At 61.6% G+C, this 18,245-nt stretch carries 19 protein-coding genes and 1 pseudogene; 8 read left to right on the forward strand and 12 right to left on the reverse strand.

Translation table 11 applies throughout. The annotated features are described in order from the left end of the window. The 3 genes and pseudogenes from ACEW8Q_RS03120 to ACEW8Q_RS03130 all read left to right on the forward strand — a co-directional run. Positions 1–129: pseudogene (locus ACEW8Q_RS03120) on the forward strand (CDP-diacylglycerol--glycerol-3-phosphate 3-phosphatidyltransferase); the annotation flags it as partial. 4 nt (positions 130–133) lie between these two features. Continuing rightward, complete coding sequence (gene moaD, locus ACEW8Q_RS03125) at positions 134–388, forward strand: molybdopterin converting factor subunit 1 (RefSeq protein WP_373502593.1); 255 nt, start codon at positions 134–136, stop codon at positions 386–388. 1 nt (position 389) lies between these two features. Then, positions 390–857, forward strand: a complete 468-nt coding sequence (locus tag ACEW8Q_RS03130) for a molybdenum cofactor biosynthesis protein MoaE (RefSeq protein ID WP_373502594.1) — start codon at positions 390–392, stop codon at positions 855–857. On the opposite strand, the gene ACEW8Q_RS03135 is transcribed toward ACEW8Q_RS03130, so the two are convergent. The 4 genes from ACEW8Q_RS03135 to ACEW8Q_RS03150 all read right to left on the reverse strand — a co-directional run bounded on the left by ACEW8Q_RS03135 (position 854) and on the right by ACEW8Q_RS03150 (position 4,327). Continuing rightward, a complete protein-coding gene (locus ACEW8Q_RS03135) occupies positions 854–1,531 on the reverse strand; it encodes a hypothetical protein (RefSeq protein WP_373502595.1) in 678 nt (225 codons plus the stop codon). The two genes, ACEW8Q_RS03130 and ACEW8Q_RS03135, sit on opposite strands and share 4 nt — an antisense overlap. Positions 1,532–1,635: 104 nt before the next feature. Then, entirely contained in the window at positions 1,636–2,286 is a 651-nt protein-coding gene (locus ACEW8Q_RS03140) for a hemolysin III family protein (protein ID WP_373502596.1), read from the reverse strand. Between the two features lie 235 nt (positions 2,287–2,521). After that, positions 2,522–3,304, reverse strand: a complete 783-nt coding sequence (locus ACEW8Q_RS03145) for a polysaccharide lyase family 7 protein (RefSeq protein WP_373502597.1) — start codon at positions 3,302–3,304, stop codon at positions 2,522–2,524. A gap of 138 nt (positions 3,305–3,442) precedes the next feature. Further along, positions 3,443–4,327 carry a branched-chain amino acid ABC transporter permease gene (locus tag ACEW8Q_RS03150; RefSeq protein WP_373502598.1) on the reverse strand — a complete coding sequence of 295 codons (885 nt, stop codon included), beginning with the start codon at positions 4,325–4,327 and terminating at the stop codon, positions 3,443–3,445. Positions 4,328–4,392: 65 nt separating this feature from the next. On the opposite strand from ACEW8Q_RS03150, the gene ACEW8Q_RS03155 reads away from it, so the two are divergent. Further along, entirely contained in the window at positions 4,393–4,947 is a 555-nt protein-coding gene (locus tag ACEW8Q_RS03155) for a CGNR zinc finger domain-containing protein (RefSeq protein ID WP_373502599.1), read from the forward strand. Then, positions 4,944–5,444: a hypothetical protein gene (locus ACEW8Q_RS03160; protein ID WP_373502600.1), complete on the forward strand. Its 501-nt coding sequence runs from the start codon at positions 4,944–4,946 to the stop codon at positions 5,442–5,444. Before ACEW8Q_RS03155 ends, ACEW8Q_RS03160 begins: the two co-directional genes overlap by 4 nt. Positions 5,445–5,450: 6 nt before the next feature. Here ACEW8Q_RS03160 and ACEW8Q_RS03165 read toward each other — a convergent pair whose 3' ends face one another. From ACEW8Q_RS03165 to ACEW8Q_RS03195, 7 genes are all read right to left on the reverse strand, one after another. Continuing rightward, a complete protein-coding gene (locus ACEW8Q_RS03165; protein ID WP_373502601.1) occupies positions 5,451–6,068 on the reverse strand; it encodes a nitroreductase family protein in 618 nt (205 codons plus the stop codon). A 284-nt stretch (positions 6,069–6,352) separates the two neighbouring features. Further along, positions 6,353–6,775 carry a nucleoside-diphosphate kinase gene (gene ndk / locus ACEW8Q_RS03170; protein WP_373502602.1) on the reverse strand — a complete coding sequence of 141 codons (423 nt, stop codon included), beginning with the start codon at positions 6,773–6,775 and terminating at the stop codon, positions 6,353–6,355. A 93-nt stretch (positions 6,776–6,868) separates the two neighbouring features. After that, positions 6,869–8,902, reverse strand: coding sequence for an OmpA family protein (locus tag ACEW8Q_RS03175; protein WP_373502603.1), 2,034 nt, complete (start codon positions 8,900–8,902; stop codon positions 6,869–6,871). 193 nt (positions 8,903–9,095) lie between these two features. Beyond that, a complete protein-coding gene (locus ACEW8Q_RS03180) occupies positions 9,096–9,866 on the reverse strand; it encodes a formyl transferase (RefSeq protein WP_373502604.1) in 771 nt (256 codons plus the stop codon). Positions 9,867–9,925: 59 nt separating this feature from the next. Beyond that, positions 9,926–10,669, reverse strand: a complete 744-nt coding sequence (locus tag ACEW8Q_RS03185; protein WP_373502605.1) for an amino acid ABC transporter ATP-binding protein — start codon at positions 10,667–10,669, stop codon at positions 9,926–9,928. 1 nt (position 10,670) lies between these two features. After that, positions 10,671–11,837, reverse strand: coding sequence for an amino acid ABC transporter permease (locus ACEW8Q_RS03190; protein WP_373502606.1), 1,167 nt, complete (start codon positions 11,835–11,837; stop codon positions 10,671–10,673). Between the two features lie 47 nt (positions 11,838–11,884). Next, a complete protein-coding gene (locus ACEW8Q_RS03195) occupies positions 11,885–12,727 on the reverse strand; it encodes an ABC transporter substrate-binding protein (protein ID WP_373502607.1) in 843 nt (280 codons plus the stop codon). Positions 12,728–12,872: 145 nt separating this feature from the next. On the opposite strand from ACEW8Q_RS03195, the gene ACEW8Q_RS03200 reads away from it, so the two are divergent. The 3 genes from ACEW8Q_RS03200 (at position 12,873) to ACEW8Q_RS03210 (ending at position 15,286) form a co-directional block, all read left to right on the forward strand. After that, positions 12,873–14,153: an Hsp70 family protein gene (locus ACEW8Q_RS03200; protein WP_373502608.1), complete on the forward strand. Its 1,281-nt coding sequence runs from the start codon at positions 12,873–12,875 to the stop codon at positions 14,151–14,153. Further along, the gene (locus tag ACEW8Q_RS03205; RefSeq protein ID WP_373502609.1) at positions 14,138–14,884 is read left to right on the forward strand and encodes a rhodanese-related sulfurtransferase; all 747 of its coding nucleotides are present in this window, start codon (positions 14,138–14,140) and stop codon (positions 14,882–14,884) included. The genes ACEW8Q_RS03200 and ACEW8Q_RS03205 overlap by 16 nt, the downstream gene beginning before the upstream one ends. Before the next feature lie 144 nt (positions 14,885–15,028). Next, entirely contained in the window at positions 15,029–15,286 is a 258-nt protein-coding gene (locus ACEW8Q_RS03210; RefSeq protein ID WP_373502610.1) for a hypothetical protein, read from the forward strand. Positions 15,287–15,405: 119 nt separating this feature from the next. Here ACEW8Q_RS03210 and ACEW8Q_RS03215 read toward each other — a convergent pair whose 3' ends face one another. Then, the gene (locus ACEW8Q_RS03215) at positions 15,406–18,129 is read right to left on the reverse strand and encodes a phosphoenolpyruvate carboxylase (RefSeq protein ID WP_373502611.1); all 2,724 of its coding nucleotides are present in this window, start codon (positions 18,127–18,129) and stop codon (positions 15,406–15,408) included. Positions 18,130–18,245: the final 116 nt, after the last annotated feature.

Raw genomic sequence — 18,245 nt, forward strand, 5'->3', positions numbered from 1 at the left:
CCCGCCGGCGACAAGATCGTGCCCTACACCACGCAGGTGGGAATCGTCCTGCTCTGGATCGCGGCAATCATCACCCTTTATACCGGGTATGACTATTTCCGTGCCGGCCTGAAGCATGTGATGGAGTGAGCCGATGAAGCTCGTATATTTTGCCTGGATCAGGGAGCGAATCGGGCATGGCGAGGAGGAAGTGACGCTGCCGGGTGACGTCACAACAATAGCCGGCCTTCTCGAATGGCTGAAATCGCGTGGCGAGGAATATGCCAGCGCACTGGAGCATGACAGCATCGTGCGCGTCGCCATCAACCACGAACATGTCGACGACCGCAATACGCCGATCGGCGGTGCGCGCGAGATCGCGCTGTTCCCGCCAATGACGGGTGGCTGAAATGCAGCCGGTCGTGCGCATCGAGGCCGACGATTTCGACATCGCGGCCGAGATCGCGGCGCTGACGGCGGGCCGGACGGATATCGGTGCGGTCGTGACCTTCACCGGCCTTTGCCGCGACGAAGGCGGAACGCTGGCGGCACTGGAACTCGAGCACTATCCCGGTATGGCGGAAGCGGAGATCCGCAGGATCGCGGATGAGGCGGCGCAGCGCTGGACTCTTGACGGGCTTGTCGTCATCCACCGGCATGGCAGGATCAAGCCGGGCGGCAACATCGTGCTGGTTGTCGCGGCTTCACGGCACAGGCACGCCGCATTCGAGGCGGCGAGTTTCCTCATGGATTTTTTGAAGACGCGCGCCCCTTTCTGGAAAAAGCAGCACACTGTCGACGGCAGCGCGTCGCAATGGGTCGATGCCCGCGTTGCCGACGACGCGGCAACGGGGCGCTGGAAAAAGCGGGAAGACTAGTCCCCGCCGCCCGGGTCTGCCGCGGTGATGTCGAAGCGCTTGACGCCCTGCTTCGGCATGAAAACCTCGGCGCAATTTCCGGGGCCGTCGGTCATCATCCAGGGATGCGTGACGTAAGTGTCGATCGTGATTTTCTGTCCGGGCTGCAGGTCGGCGTAGTTTTCCGGCTGGCCTTCGAAATTGATCCACATGACCGAGCGCATGCTGTTGGTCTTGTTGCGAAAAGTCACGCTGATCGGGACATCTGAATTTTGTGAGCGCAGCTTGCCGACGGAACGGCAATTGGCTGCGACCTTGGCGCCGCCGCCCGCGCTTGGCGGCGCGCCTGCGCCTTCCAGCCGGGTGATGCGGTACAGCAGACGAAACTGTTCGCCGCCGCCTTCGCCGTAAAGCACTTCCTTGTTGGCGATGTCGAGTTGGATATAGACGTCGCGCGATGCGTCGTAGAGCATCACTGTCGTCTCGCCGCGCGCTTCCTCGACGAACTCGAACGTCCCTTCAGTGCTCGATTCCACCCAGCGCCGCTTGCCTACCTTGCGGAAATATCCGCCGGGATAGCCGATCTCGGTCACATTGTTGCCAGTCAACTGCACCAGCACCAGCAGATTGCCGGGAGGCGTGACCGCAACTCCCATTTTGGGAGCAGCCATGGAAAAAGGCGCCGAAACGCACACGAAAAGATACGCAGCCAAAGCCGTTCTTGAATACATGGAAGCCCCCGAAGCCCGATAAGTACCGTTACGGTATGCGTGAACCAACGGGGCGGCAAGATCGAAAATCAGGCAATCGCCGCGAAGGATGCGCTGGCGACGGCAGCAAAGTGGCAGCTGGCGGCTGCGAGCACGAAAGCGTGCCAGATGGCGTTCTGGAACTTCAGCTTTTCCCAGACATGGAAGATAACGCCAATTGTGTAGAGAACGCCGCCTGCCAATACCAATATGGAAGCGGCCAGCGGCAGCGTCTTGAAGATCGGCCATGCCAGCAAGAGGCTTGCCCATCCAAGCGGCAGGTAGATCGCAAGCGAAATGCTGTCAAAGCGTTTGCGGAAGGCGAGTTTTCCTGTTGCGCCGATGAGCGCTGCAACCCACACGCCCGTCAGCACCACATAGGCGAACATGCTTCCCAAAAGCATGACCAGCGGCGTGTAGGTGCCGGCGATCTTCAGGAAGATCGCGGCCTGGTCCCAGCGCTTGAGTGCCGGCTTCCAGTGCATGTGCGGAATCATGTGGTAGGCCGCCGATGCAGTGAACATCAGGACCATGGCGACGCTGTAGATTATCAACGCCGTACCGGTCGGCGCATCGGCGCGTGGCAGAGCGAACCACAACAACGCCGTGACCGCAACAAGGCTCGACACAATGCCGAGCGCATGTATGACGCCATCGGCAATGAGCTCGCCGGTGGTGTAGATTTTTTCCGGTTTCATCATCGCTCGACAATCGCCGCAAGACAGTTGTGTGTCAATTATAAGATGTCAAACTGGTTCACGACCGATTGTCGCGCCGGGTGTGAACCAGCAACGCGCAAAGCACGCAATAGGTCGCGGCATCGCGCCAGACGGCGGGGAAGTACCCGTCCCAAAGCGTCTCGAACAAGCCAATCCCCAAACCACCGAAGGCGGCGGCAAGCGGATCGCGTTACCGATGCCCTAATCCACCCCGTGCTCAGACGTGATATGCCCTGATGCCGGAATGAACCACGGTGGAGGCTCCTGTGCCGGTTGCATCTGTACCGGTGTTGTATGCTCCCGCCTTGAAGTAGAACGGATTTGCGCTCCAGGTGCCATCCACTACAAACTGCAAGACGTTTTTTCTGCCGCCGCTTTCAGCGACAACTTCGGCATTCCCGTTGGTTACGGAAATTCGGTAGGAGAATTTCCCACCCAGCGGCAGATTTTCCAATAGCTTGTGGCTCACAAATTTGGACCCCTTGGTGGCCCGATACTCCGCGTAAAGCTGCGGGCCGCCCTGCCTGTCGGTCCGGTACATCAGCTTGATCGGCGGATTTGTATTGTCGATGGCATGAATCTGCGCGAGCGTGACCCGTTTTCCTGATGCTACCGTGCGAACTGCGGCCTGTCCTTCAAGGACATGAGTGCCGACATAAGGGTTCCAGTTTTTCAGCTTGCCTGCGGCATTTGTTTCGCGCAACTCGGAGCGCGTGAAACTGCTGTTTTTGGTCGTGGCGCCGGTAGCCGGGGCAAAAAAGACCAGATCGCCTTGCTTTGTCTTGCTGACATATGGGCTCGACGTGCGCAGCGCCTCTTCAAGCATCATGGTCTTGCCGTCAGGTGTCGTCACACTAAACGCAGAAGGCACTGCGCCGCGAGGAATCGATTGACCGACAGGTGCGGCAGGCCCGGCCTTGGGTTTATTTCCAGCATCCGAACCGGCCGCCTTATTCGGCTGTACCCTGTTCACAATTGCCAACGATGAATTGATACTCAACACTTCAGGCCCCCTTGGTAATTGCGCGTGTCTCGCGTCTAGAACAATTTCCACTGTGACCCGCGCAGGCAACTACGGTCCATTGAGGTAAACTACCTAAGACTACCTAGATTGCAGGACCAAGATTTAGGGTACCCGTCATACTGCGCGCCGGGTGAGCACCAGCAACGCACAAAGCACGCAATAGGTCGCGGCATCGCGCCAGACGGCGGGGAAGTACCCGTCCCAAAGCGTCTCGAACAAGCCGATCCCCAAACCACCGAAGGCCGCGGCAAGCGGCGACGACAATCCGCCCAACGAAGCGATGAACAACACCTTTACTGCGAATGACAGGCCCGTACCAAAATCGATGTTTCCGTAGTGGAATGCGGCCAGCACGCCGGCAAGGCCGGCCACCAGTCCCGCCCACAGCATGGAATTGATGAACACCTTGCGCCCGTCGATGCCCATCAGCGCGGCTGCCGTTTCGTCCTGCGCCACTGCGCGCCACAACCTGCCGGCCTTGCTAGACGAGAGGTACCAGGCGCCCAGGCCGATCACTGTTGCGGAAATCAATGTTTCGATGAGCTTGATCGGCGTCGTGGTGACGGTGAAATCGACCCCGGCCAGGACAATGACGCGGTTGAGGAAGGGCGAGAGCCAAGGCACGCTGCTTGCCGTGGCGATGCGTACCGATTCCATCAACACCAGCATGACCCCGAGCGAGGCGGCGATGGTGGTATTCGGCGCGGCGCGGCGTATGGGCTCCAACACGGTTCCCGCAATCAGGCGCGCGGCAAGCGCCGTGTAGGTGAGCGCCGCCGCGACGCCGAGGCCCAGCGCCGCGGGATAGACCAGCCACAAAGCATGCCAGCCGAGCCCGGTGAAGATGATCGCCACCTGACCGGAAAAGGCAAAAAGCGCGCCATGGACAAAGCTCGCACGGCGCAGCACCGCATGGGCAATGGCGTAGCCGAATGCCAGCAATGCATAGAGCGCACCCAGATGAATGCCGTTGACGATCTGCTGCGCGAAATAGCCCATCGGGCGCTCCGTTGCCGACCAAATATTCTAACTGGTAAAATTGCAAACGCCAGTTAGTTTAGTGCATGCGTTTTTCCTGGAACCAGCATCGTTTCTCCGGCGGCCTGTTGGCACTCGATGTCGCCAACTCGGTTATCATGCGCCACGACAACGATCGCCGCCGCGACCGCTTCGGCGATGCGGCGACATTCGAGGGCTTTGTGGATGGTGCGAACCGCCATTGCGGCGAGCGGTTGCGCTTCGGTGCGCTGGCGGCACTCAGGGGGCCAGCCCGCACGCAATTCATCGCCCTGCGCGAAAGCATCGACTTCCACTTCCGCGGCATTGTGACCGGCGCGGCAACGCAAGCCTCACTGTCGCGGCTGCTGGCTGATTGCGCGGCGCTGCTGGGCGATGCCAGCGCGAGTGCGCTCGAGACCGAGACAGCGCTTTCGGCCCTGCGCCTTGCGGCTGAACCGCCAGTGGACCGGCTGCGAATCTGCGGCCATTGCGGATGGCTGTTTATCGACCGCAGCAAGAACCGCAGCCGCATGTGGTGCGACATGGCTGTGTGCGGAAACCGCGAAAAGGCACGCCGCCACTACAGGCGGGTCAAGAGCGGGGAGGAGGTGCTGCCATGATGAAAACCGCTCTTGCCTTGGCGGCGATCGTGTTGGCCATGACCGGCTGCCAGCGTCCGCCCGAGGGGTTCTTCTCGGTCAACGGGCGCATATTCGTCTTCAACTACCGGCTGGCCTATGCGCACTATCTAGTCACCTTGAATAGCACGCGGGCGGTGCCGGAAGGGATGCGCTATGTGGCGCGTTTCGAAAATCCGGCAGGCGGTGAAACGCTCGTCGCCGAACGGAAGATCTTCCCCGCGCAAGACAAGCTCGTCATCGAAAGCCCACATGTCGAGTGCGTGAAAAAGGACCGGCCATACGCCGTGAAAATCGAGATCTTCGACGCCGCAGAAAAGGTCGTCCAGACGCTGGAGACGGCGGTGGTCTCCGATCTCGACCAGAGATTCCTGCCGCGCGAGCCGCTCGTGACGGGACCGGCCTATCAGCCGAACGCCAACGCCCGCGATGCCGATGGCAAGATCACGATGCGGGACGCCAGCGCCTGCCCTGCCTGAGCGCCTTCAGACGATGGTGAGAATTTCGTCCAGCGGCTTTTTCATCATCGCCGCGGCAGGCACGGTCGCGTCCGGCGAAGCCTTGCCGACGGCAAGAATCATCACCGGCTTTTCCGAAGCAGGCCGGCCGAGAAGGCCGTTCAGGAACTTCATCGGGTTTGGCGTGTGTGTCAGGACCGACAGTCCGGCGTGGTGCAGCGCCGCGATCAGAAAGCCGGTGGCAATGCCTACGCTCTCCGGCACATAGTAGTTCTTGTAGCGCGTACCGTCCGAAAACTCGCCGTACCGCTGGGCGAAGATCACGATCAGCCAGGGAGCGATTTCAAGGTGCGGTTTCTGCGGCCCGGTGCCGATCGGGGCCAGCGCGGCCAGCCATTCCTCCCCTGCCCCGCCGCCGTAAAATGCAACTTCCTCTTCCTCTGCCGCGGCCCTGATGCTGCGCTTGGTTTCGCTGTCGCGGATCGCGACGAAGTGCCAGGGCTGGTGGTTCGCGCCCGACGGCGCGGCGCCCGCAACGGCAATGCAATCGCGGATCACCGCATCGTCGACGGGCTCGGGAAGGAAGTCGCGCACGGTGTGCCGCTTGCGCATAAAGGCGAGAAATTCTGCGGCGCGCGAAGCCATTTCAGGTCCCCCGAAGTTCATGCGATCTGGCAGCGGAACCGGCTGGTAGTTCAACTTCTCCCTTGAGAACATCTCGGCTCCACCTCTTTGCGCGGTAAATTTGGCGATTCATTTCAGCTGCTTGCAGGCAAAACCGGCCATGCCGATTCACACCCGCGCACAAACTGATTCAACGGCTTCACGCTATTGTAAAGATTCAAACAAAAAGGCCGGCAATGACGCCGGCCTTCCTCATGTATCGATTCATCTGTGCCCGCTTCTTCAAGTGGCGATTCAGGTAAGCTTCAGCCGACGATCTCGGTGCCGGAGAACCAGTATGCGATTTCCTCGGCGGCGGTTTCCGGCGCGTCCGAGCCGTGTACCGAATTCTCGCCGATCGAAAGTGCGAAGGTCTTGCGAATGGTGCCTTCGGCCGCATTGGCCGGGTTGGTGGCGCCCATCACGTCGCGGTACTTGGCGACGGCGTTCTCGCCTTCGAGCACCTGGACGACGATCGGGCCCGACATCATGAAGCCGACGAGGTCGTTGAAGAAGGGACGCGCCTTGTGGACGGCGTAGAAGGCCTCGGCCTCGGACTTGCCCCACTTGACACGCTTCTGGCCGACGATGCGGAGGCCAGCGGCCTCGATCTTGGCGTTGATGGCGCCCGTGAGGTTGCGGCGGGTCGCGTCGGGCTTGATGATCGAGAAGGTGCGTTCGATGGCCATGGAATTCCTCGGGTTGCAGTCTGTGAAATGGTTCGGGCCGCCGTATAGCGGCGGCCCGGCTCCAAGGCAAGCTCTCGCAGTTGCGAGAGAGGTCTATTCGAGCGCGCCCACCAGCGGCGTGATGCGGGCAATCGAGACGCGGCGGTTCTCGACTTCCGGCTCGGGCGTGGGGATCTTGAGGTAGCGCTCGCCGAAGCCCGCGGTTTCGAGGTTCTCCTCGGGGATGACGTAGTAGGTGGTGAGCGCTTCCTTCACCGCGTCGGCGCGCTGGCGCGAGAGCTGCAGGTTGGCGCCCTCGGTGCCCACCGCGTCGGTGTGGCCCTCGATCATGAAGACCTCGCCCGGGCTTTCGGTCAGTATCTTTTCCATGATCTCGGCAATGCGGTCGAGGTTATCGACCTCTTCCTCACGCAGGAAGCCCTCGCCGAAGCCGAAATTGACGGTGTCGATCTCGATCCGCGAGACCGCATCGCGCAGGCCCGGATCGGACTCGACCTCGGCCATCGAATAGCGGCGCTCGATGGCGCGGCGCGGCGGTGCGGCCAATGCTTCCACCAGTTCCTGCTCCTCGGCTTCAGCCGCATAGACATAGCGCGGCGGCAGTGGACGGCCGGGACGGAAGACGAGACCCAGATCGATGTTGATGTCGATGTCGTCGGAGCGGAGGCGCGCCTCGCGCACCCGGCGCTGGGCGATCAGGCGGTCACGCAGCACCAGGCGGTCCTGCTCGAGGGCAAGGCGCCAGCGGCGGCGCTCGGCCTCGTTGTAACTGTTGTCGTTGATCACCACGCTGAACACATTGATGCGGCGATGCAGCTCTTCGTCACGCAGGTCGCGGCCCGGACGGCGGTCGTTGATCACCACCTTCACATCCGTATTGTTGATCACCGTATTGTTGTTGACGACCACGTTGGTGGTGTCACCATTGCCACCGCGCAGCACATCGCGCTCGGTGGCAAGCCTCTGGCGCAATTCGTTCTTGGTCGCGGGAGAGAGTTGATCCGAGGCGAGAAGCTCGCGCATCGAATCGACGCGCTTGCGGCGCGCCGCCTTGTCCATGTTGGCCGGTGCGCTCTCCGTGAGAAGTGCGCGGGCCTTCTGCTCCGAGGCCTGATCGACCTTGGCGTCTCCGGCCGGCTGGTTCGCCTCGCCCGTCTGCTGCTGATTGCCCGTCTGGCCGGTGCCGCCCTGCTGAGCCGTGCCGCCAGTCTTGCGGCGATCCATCTCGGCGCGGCCTTCGCGCACGATGTCGCGAAGCTGCTTGCGCTGTTCAGGCGAAACGCCCTGCGCCTTCGAGAGCTGGGCGGCCTTGCGCATCTGGCTGCGAAGGTCCTTGTCGTTCAGGCCGGCGACCGGCCGAGCCGAACCGAGGAAGCTGCCCACGTCGCCATTGCCCTGGGCACCATCGGCTGTTTGCTGAGCCTTCTTCTTGCCCCCCGCTGCATCCTGCGATGCAGTGCCGTTCTGCTTCTTGGCGCCCTGCTGCTGGCCGTTGCCGTTGCCGTTACCGCCGCCGCGCTTCTGCATTTCAGCGCGGCTCTCGCGTACGACCTCCCGCAGCTGCTTGCGCTGCGGGCCGGAAATGCCTTGGGTTCTCGAGAGCTCGGCTGCCTTGCGCATCTGGGTGCGGAGGTCTTTGTCGTTCAAGCCGGACACCGGCTGAACCGACTTGAGGAAGCTGTCGATGTCAGCCGAACCGGCAGAGGTCCCGGCCTGCTGCTGGTTCTTCTTGCCGCCGGAGGTGTTTTCTGCGGCAGGCTGGCTTCCGGCATTGCCGGATTCCGCCTGGGTCTGGGTGCCGCCCGCCTGCTTGCGGCTGGCCAATTCGGTATTGATCTGGGAAATTTCCTGGTCGAGCTGGGACGACAGATCAGCCGACAGGTTCGGGGTCTTCTTCAGCCGCTGAGCACGATTCAGGCGCTGCTGCAGACGGCCTTCGTCGAGCTTCGAGAGGTTCCTGCCGCCGGCAAGGAACTTCTGGATGGCGGCATCGCCACCTGTCCCGTTGTCATCCGCCTGGGCGACGACAATCGAACCGGGAATACCCGTCTTCGCCGCGTGGCTGGTGGTCACCGCGCCAAACAGCGCCAACGCAACCAGACTTGCATGCAATGGAGAAAGTTTCATTCCGGCACTCCGTTCCCTTCAAGTGAGCGAGCCCAACGCGCGCCCCGCTGTTCCAGTTGCGGCTTATCCCGGTCCAGCGTGGCGGAATTAAGGGGCAATCGTGCAGCCGCGCCACAAGCCTGAACGGAAGCTGACAATGAAACCAGTTACTTAAGACGACACAGCCGCCGCGGCCGACTGTGGCCGCAATTCGTCACCAGATGCCGCGCCGAAGCGCGGTCCAGAGGTATGACCAGAGCGTCGGGTGAAAGAATTCCCGCGATGGACCGTCGGCCGCGACCGGCTTGAGCCGGCCTGCCAATGCATCCTCGACGGATCGGATCAACACGCTGCGGCCGATACCGGCCTGCAGGTAAAAGTAGGTTCCGAAACTGTCCTGCGGCGTGGCGGCGAATCGCTCGCGATAAAGAACCGCGCCCGTATCGACTCCGTCATCCACAAGATGCGCCGTGACGCCCGCATGATCCGGATCGCCTTGCGCAAGAGCCCAGTAGCCACCTGCCTGGCCCCGGTAGCGGGGATTCCATCCCATGTGGACATTGATCACCGGTACGCCGATCGACTCGAGGGTCTGCCTGCCGATGATGCGCGTTCCGGCCACCACGACCACGTGCGGTGAGATCATGGCGAGGGCCGCGCGGCAGGCCATGGAATTGACCGAGCCGATTTCATAGACATGGCGAGCCGGATTGGGCGCCGTGTCGAGAGCGAGGTCCTTGACGATCTCCGCGATGCGCGGAGCCTGCCTGCGGTCGATGAATTTCTGCAGCATGACAAAGCCGATCTGCCCGAGAACGGTGAGAACGCCCTGCCGCCGCATCCGCCTGCGGATCAGCGCGAGCTTTCCATGCCGCTCCTCGGCCAGCACGCTGACCGGACCGAAGCGTTCAACAAGGGCGTTGATGAGGATCCAGGAGTGATCGGTTGGAACGGTGAGGACGGCGATGCGCGGCACTTCTGTCATGCTTCACAGGTTAGCCGGGCCTGGCTGATGAAACGTGAATGAACGCCACCACGGCTAGGCTAGAGCCGCCCTGCCTCGATGATCCGCTTGAGAAAGGCGCGGGTGCGTTCCTCCTTCGGGTCGCCGAAGATCTGCGCGGGCGGGCCTTCCTCGTGGACCACGCCCTCATAGAGAAAGCAGACCTTCGAGGCGACTTCCTTGGCGAATCCCATTTCATGCGTCGCCAGCAGCATGGTCATCCCTTGCTTCGCCAGATCGCGCACGATGTTCAGAACCTCGGACACCAGTTCAGGGTCAAGCGCCGACGTGATCTCGTCGAGGAGCATCACCTTGGGCTCCATGGCAAGAGCGCGGACGATCGCCACGCGCTGCTGCTGGCCGCCCGAGAGACGGTCGGGATACTCCCGCGCCTTGGCCTCAAGACCGATGCGCTTGAGAAGCACCATGGCGCGGTCTTCGGCTTCGGTCTGGTCGAGTTTCAGGACCTTGGTGGGGGCGAGCGTCACGTTCTCCAGCACGCTCATGTGAGGAAACAGATTGAAGCTCTGGAAGACGATGCCGACGTTCTGCCGCAGACGGTTGAGATCGATGCCGGGACCGGACACGCGGTCGTCCATCAGCCTGATCTCGCCGCCCTGGATCTTTTCCAGGCCATTGATGCAGCGGAGAAGCGTGGACTTGCCGCAGCCCGAGGGGCCGATGAGGCAAACGACCTGATGCTCGTTCACATTGAGGTTCACCCCGCGCAGAACCTTCACGGGGCCGAACTCCTTCTCGACGTTCCTGATTTCGAGAAATGCCATCTCAGCCCCCTGCCCGCATGCGGGCATTGTCGCGGTCGATAAGGCGGTCGACGAAACGGGCCTGGGGGATGGTGATCAGCACGAAGAGGATGGCCACAATGGTCACGGCGGAGAGGTTGAAGGCATTGGACGCGATGATGCGCGACTGGTTGAAGGCATCGATGACGCCAACCACCTGCACAAGGGCCGTATCCTTCTGGAGGCCGATGAAGTCATTGAGCAGCGGCGCCATGATACGCCGCACGGCCTGCGGCACCACCACGTAGCGCATGGTCTGCATGTAGGAGAGGCCGAGAGAGCGCGCCGCCGACACCTGGCTCCAGTGAATGCTCTCGATGCCGGAGCGATAGACCTCGGCGACATAGGCGCCATAGGTGAGCGTGAGGGCGAGGATGCACCACCAGCTGACGGGAATACGGGTTGCCGACCGCGCTTCGGCCACCGACATGGACGACAAGTCGACAAAGAGCCCAACGATGTGCGGAACGATCAGGTCGGGCAAGCCCGACGTTGGAATGCCGAAGCCGATGAGATAGAGTGTCACGATGGCGGGAAGGCCGCGGAAGATGTCGCAATAGAGAATGGCGAGCGCGCGGATCGGCTGGCCAGCGGGGCCGGGCATCAGCCGCGCCAGCGCGACCACCAGTCCCCAGATCAGAACGAAGATCTCGGCGAAGATAAAGATGAAGATGTTGTTGATGAAGAACTGCTTGGTGACCTGCCACCATTTCTCCTGCATCAGCGGCAACAGGAAAAAGGTCTTTCCCACGGCCACGTCGTTCATCATCACGAAGCTGACGAGGCCCATCGCGATCATCGCGAAGGCACCCCATCCGAAGGTGATCCAGCTCTGCTCGCGCGATGCGGCTGTCTGGATGCGGGCTTCGACAATGTCGCCGGCACTGAGTGCTGCACGCGCCTTCGCGGCGCCGCTCAAGGCCCGGAGCGCCGGCCAGAGCAACAGCGCGGTGGCGATGAGAGCGACCCACAGTACGGCCTGCCACACGCCACTCATCGCGCCCAGATGTTCAAGCGATGCCCGCACCAGATTGGTGGCGCCGAACGTTCCGAGCAGACACAGAAACACGAACAGCAAGGCAACAACCGCGAGGCCGTCGGCGCGCTGGCGAAGAGACGAAGTCTTGGGAGAAGTCTTGGGAGATGTCACGGTGAGGCAATCCCCCGCCACCTTGCGGCGGCGGGGGCTTGATCAGATCAGGGAGTGAAATAGGGGACGGCGGCCGGGTCCGCGCCCCAGGCTGCGGCCAGGTACTTGGCGCCCAGCTTGCCGATGGTCCCGTCATCGATCATCGACTGCATGATCTTGTCGATGGTCGCGTTGTTGGCGTTGCCCTTCGGATAGATGGCGCCATAGGCCTCACCCGTCTTGTACTGGCCGACAACCTTGACCTTGTCTGAATTGGCAACCTGCTCAGCCAGAACGATCGAGGTATCGGTCATGGCCGCATCGATCTGACCCGCGCGCAGAGCCGTGAACATGTCGCCCTGGTCGGGGTAAACCTGCACGTCCGTCAGGCCGAGCGTGTCCTGGGCGAAGGCTGCGCCGGTTGTTGCCTGCTGAACGCCGACCTTCGCCGACTTGATCGTCTTCTCGTCGATCGGCGCGTCGGTGCGCGACAGCACGCCGATGTCGGAACTGAAATAGGACACGGAGAAGTCATGCACCTTCTTGCGTTCCTCGGTGATCGAGATCTGCGACATGGCGAGGTCGAAGCCCTCGGTCTGGCCCGTGATCAGCGCATCCCAGCCGACGTTCACCACTTCGAGCTTGTCGTAGCCGGCGCGCCAGGCGATTTCCGCCGCCATGCAATATTCCATGCCGTCCTTGATGGCCTCGGGCGTATCGCCGTTCCACCAGATCGGCGAGGGAAGCGACACCTCGACGGTGAGTTGGCCTGCCTTGGCGGGACTGGCGATGGGAATCGAGCCCTTCTCGCCCGTCACCTCGCAATTGCCGATCATGTTGGCGGCAGAGGCGGGAACCACGAAAGTCAACAAGGCCGCAGCGGCCAGAAGCACACGTTTGGAAATCGCCATTTAATTCTCTCCCTGTGTTGGCGTTATGCCAAAGAATAGACTGGAAAAACCGTTCCAGAGCAAGAGGCAACACCAATAGGGCGAAGACAGCGGGGCAAAAGCCGTCTAAAGGCCGCGTCGCTGTGGAAAAACACCAGAAATCATCATGAATGTCATTGGCGTCGATTTCGGCACGACCAACACGGTCCTGGCCTTCCCCGATGGGAACGGCGCGTGTGTTCATCGCTTCGCGCGCGACGGCCAATTGCTTGAGGCCGCGCGCACGACACTGTCGTTCCGGCGCAGCCCGAAGCCAGGTGGCTTGCCTCTCGCGGAAGCCGGTCCCTGGGCGATACAGGATTTCATCGACTCGCCCGAGGACACGCGCTTCCTGCAATCCTTCAAGTCCTTCGCAGCCAGCGCCTCGTTTACCGACACGGCGGTGTTCACCAGACGGTACAAGTTCGAGGACCTGCTCCAGGCGTTTCTTGGCCGCCTGCGCGAGCATTCAGGACTGCGCGATTTCCCGCAGCGGATCGTGATCGGGCGGCCGGTGACCTTTGCCGGGCAGAGTCCTGACGACGCCCTGGCGCAACGGCGCTACGAGACCGCTCTCAAGGTCCTTGGATTTACCGATATCACTTATGTGCTTGAACCGGTGGCCGCGGCGCATTTCTATGCGCAGGGCCTCAAGCGCGATGCGGTGATCCTCGTCGGCGATTTTGGCGGCGGCACCAGCGATTTCTCGATCCTGCGATTCAAGGCAACGCCCAAGGGAGCGACCGCCGAGGCGCTTGCACACAGCGGTATTGGAATTGCCGGCGACAGTTTCGATTATCGCATTATCGACAATGTCGTATCGCCGCGGCTGGGCAAGCACGCGACCTACAAGAGCTGGGGAAAGACGCTTCCCGTGCCTATCCACTATTTTGCAAGCTTCTCACGATGGAACGAGCTGTGCCTCATGCAGCGCCCGGAAGTGCTGCGCGAATTGCGCGACCTCGCCCGCAACAGCAGTTCGCGCGCTGAATTGCAATCGCTGGTCGATCTCATCGAAGGCGGTGTCAGCTATGAGCTCTACAGGACCGTCTCGCAGGTGAAGGCAAAGCTCTCGGAACAGGAACTCGCTGAGTTCTCTTTCAATGCGTCGGGCGTCAACATCGAGGCCGCGATCTCTCGATCCGACTTCGAGAAATGGATCGCCGAAGACCTTGAGAAGATCGGGCGCACCGCGGACGACGCCATTGCCAAGGCTGGGCTCGTGCCAGCGGACATCGACCGGGTTTTCCTCACGGGCGGCACATCCTTTGTGCCCGCCGTGCGCCACTTGTTCGAGCGCCGCTTTCCGGCCGACCGCATTGATACCGGCGAGCAGCTCCTCTCGATCGCCAAGGGGCTGGCACTGATTGGTGCCGGAGATGAAGCAGAGAAATGGGCCGCGGCATGAAAATTACCGTCAGCGCTTTCTACAAGTTTGTTTCCCTTCCAACGTTCAAGGAGCTTCGCGCACCGCTGCTTGAGGCGTGCAAGATCCACGGGATCAAGGGCACCATCCTGCTGGCCGCCGAGGGGATCAACGGCACCATTGCAGGCGAGCCGGATGCGCTTGATTCCATGATGCGTTTCATTCGCGCCATGCCCGAATTCGAGGATCTCGAAAGCAAGGAGTCCTTCGCGGAGGGAATGCCCTTCTTGCGCGTGAAGGTGCGGTTGAAGAAGGAGATCGTGACTCTGGGTGTTGCTGGCGTCGATCCAACGCGGCAAGTCGGCACCTATGTCGAGCCCTCGGAGTGGAACGCGCTCATCTCCGATCCGGACGTGTTGGTGATAGACACACGCAACGGCTTCGAGGTGGCGCATGGCACGTTCGCTGGTGCCATCGATCCGGAGACCCGAAGCTTCGGAGAATTTCCCGCCTTCGTGCGAGAACATCTGGCGGGAGCCGAGAAGCGCAAAATCGCCATGTTCTGCACCGGTGGCATCCGCTGCGAGAAGGCAACGAGCTTCATGCTGCAGCAAGGCTATGAGAACGTCTATCACCTGAAGGGCGGCATCCTGAAATACCTGGAGACGGTTTCTCCCGAGCAGAGCCTTTGGCAGGGAAGCTGCTTCGTCTTCGATGAACGCGAGGCGCTGGGCCATGGCCTCGAAGTCACCGGCAACGGCGGCAAGGCATGAGGCGAAAGCCTGCCCGAAACGCGGCGGAATTATGAACGCCAGATAAACGCGAAGCTCAGGTTGGGTTCAGTCCGGGTTTCATAGAACGGTTCCATCAACGGTGATCGACACCGAAGAGGCAACACCAGGACAAGGAACCACACCATGCTTCGCACCGCTCTCATCGCCCTCACCGCCGCAGCCGCCGCAACTCTCGCTCTCGCTCCCGCAGCGCAGGCCAAGACCAACATCGACTTCAACATCGGCTTCGGTGTCGCGCCCGGTTTCTACGTCGGCGCCCCGGTCTATGTGGGCGGATACGGATATGACGACGACTGCCACTACGTGAAGGTCAAGCACAAGAAGGTGAAGGCCAACGGCAAGGTCAAGGTCTGGTACAGCAAGGAACGCGTCTGCTACTGAGGCAGGCCTCCGCAATACCTGGGGCATCCTTCCCAGAAACGCCCCCTCTCTTGGAAGGTTCGCCACAGGTCAAGGAGATCGGTTGAGGCTTGTGCCTTAGCCGGTCTCGCTTTCGTTTGTCAGCCCGTCCAGCCGAGGCCCGTCGCCACGCAGTTCATTGTCATCAGCAGCGGCATCATCAGCTTTTCGTTGGCGCCCGTCCTGCGGGTTTCCGTCAGCAACTGCACCTGCCAGCGGTTCGACTGATCGACCATCGGGCGCACGCGTTCGAACCGCCGTTGCAGTCCCTGAAATCTCTCGCAGAGTTTTTTCTCACCCGTCAGTTCGAGAATGGTCCGGGCCGTGCGGTTGTGTTCATGGCGGATGAGCGCGAACAAGCGTTCCGCTGCTGTGCGGTCCGTGACCAGTCCGGCATATTGCTGCGCCACATCCATGTCGGCCAGGTACAACGACTTTTCCACCTCATCGACTGCCAGCCGGAAGCCACGCGACCTGTTGAACATGTCACGCAGCAGCTTCATGCCCTCGCCGCCGCGCGGAATGAGAAAATCATCGAAGGCATAGCCAAGGCCATACCAGCCGGTGAGCAGATGACGATTCTGGCTCCACGCGAAGACCCACGGAATGGCGCGAAGATCACCAATGCCCTTGGCGCCAAAGCGCCGCGCGGGGCGCGAGCCAAGTTTCAGGTTCGCCAGTTCCTCGACAGGCGAGGCCTGCTGGAAATAATCGATGAGCGCGCCATCCTCCGCCAGCTTGCGGTAATGGCGGAACGAGGCCTGGGCAATCCACTCGACGGCATTCTGATGCTCGGGGTTCACCTTCAACTCGGGCTCGTCGATCGATTTCAGCGTGTGAACGAAGACGCTCGCGGCAAGGATCTCGAGATTGTTCTGCGCGGTGCCGCGATTGGCGAACTTGGAGGACACGACCTCGCCCTGCTCGGTGACGCGCATGTGACCACCAATGGTGCCTGCCGGCTGTGCCGCAATGGCCCGGCCCGTAGGCGCGCCGCCACGGCTGACCGAGCCGCCACGGCCGTGGAAAAAGCTGATCGAAACCCCGGCGTCGCGGCCAATGCGGATCAGCCGGCGCTGCGCTTCGAACAGCTCGAAGCTGGCGCAGAAGAAGCCGCCATCCTTGTTTGAGTCCGAATAGCCGAGCATGACTTCCTGGCGCCCGCCATGTGCGGCGATTGACCCCTTCACCACTGGATGAGCAAGCAACTCGGTCATGATCTGAGGTGCGGCACGCAGATCGTCGATGGTTTCAAACAACGGCACGACGCGGATGCGGCAGACTTCGCGAGCGGTCTCGTCGGCAAACAGCCCCATGTACTTTGCCAGCAGGTACAGACCCAGCACGTCGCTGGCATGCTGCGTCATGGACAGGATGAAGGTTCCGATCGCCTCCGGGTCCGGCCCGTCGATCGTCTCGCGGATCAGTTCAAGAAGGTTCAGAAGCTCGGTTGCTTCCTCCGAGATGCCACGAAAGCGCGGCAGGAAGCCCAGCGGCTTGTCAAGCTCGCCCTGCACCCACTGCGACCATTCCGGCGTGTCGGACACAGGCACTTCATTCTCGCTGAGCGGGTTCAGCTTGCGCCAGAGCTCAGCCAGCACGCGGTTGATGACAGTCGTGTTCTGCCGAATATCGAGGCTCATCGAGCGGAAGCCGAAGGTCTCGACCTCCCATCGCACGGGCCTGATGAGACTCGACGCCAGCGGGACCGACTGCATCTGCGCCAAGGTTTCCTCGGCGGACAGAAGTGCCTCGATCAATTCCGCTGTGTCGCGAAATCCAGTCGCCTTGCTTCCCGTGACGAAGGTCGCATCGAGACGCATCCTGAGCACCGTGAAATACTGACGGAATGGCTCGTGCTCGTTTCGGCTCCTCACGTGTTCCGCGTTGCCGCTCAGGTCCACCTGCTTCTGCAGCCGGTCGATGAAACTCTGCGGGAAAGCGATTTCCTGCGAACTGAGTGAAATCAGCTGCGCCAGGTCGTTGAGGCGCTGGTCGAGGCGGCTGACGATGGCGTTGCGGTTCTCTCTCAAAGCGTAGCGCGTGACATCGACGGTGACGAAGGGATTGCCGTCGCGGTCCCCGCCGATCCACGAGGAGTAGCGGAGCGGAGGCCTCACGCGGCAAGGCGTTTCGGGATAATGTCTCTGAAGGGCTGCCTCCAAAAGGTCGCAGAGGCTACCCGTCCGGTCGAACAGGGTTTCGCGGAAAAAGTGCAGGCCCCAGTGGATCTCCTGCTCCACGGTGGGCTTTTCGAGGCGGATTTCGCCCGTCAGCCAGAGCAGGTCGATTTCGTTGCGAAGCGCCTTGAGCAACCCTGTGCGCTCGCGCGGCGTCCAGCGCGGGCTTTCAAGCTCATAGAGCTTGAGATAGATGCGACGGTGGATTTCGAGCACCGTGACGCGCTTGGCTTCGGTGGGGTGCGCGGTGATGGTGGGCTGGACGTCCACCGTGTCGAGGGCATTCTGCACGGCTTCCGGGGAGACGTTGGCGGCCGCGACGACGGAGAAGGCATTGGAGAACGAGCCCGGCACCTGGTCCGGGCCGCTGCGCGTTTCCATCTGCCGGCGATTGCGCATGGCCGCGTTTTCTTCAGCGATATTGAGAAGCTGCAGCCAGATGCCGCTAACCTGCAAGGCGTGTTCGATAAGGTCGTGCGGCAGTTCGAGGGCATTTGCCGGTTCGTCGATCACCATGAGGACGCTGGGCTCGCGCACCTTGATGACCTGCCGAAGCAGGTCACGCAGCATCATGGTGATTTCGTCCAGATAGGAAGTATCGACCGGCCCGGCCGACGCCGCCCTAGCGTTATATCCGTCTCTCACCTGATGTACGCTCCTCAGTTCCCCTCACGATTTGTGCGGTGCAACACGAATTTAGTCAATACTGTTTTGGATGACAGAGCTTCCGGGTGACATGACACCACACCGCAGCTAGAAGC

This window comes from Aestuariivirga sp. (genome assembly GCF_041738905.1).
Classification (GTDB): Bacteria; Pseudomonadota; Alphaproteobacteria; order Rhizobiales; family Aestuariivirgaceae; genus Aestuariivirga.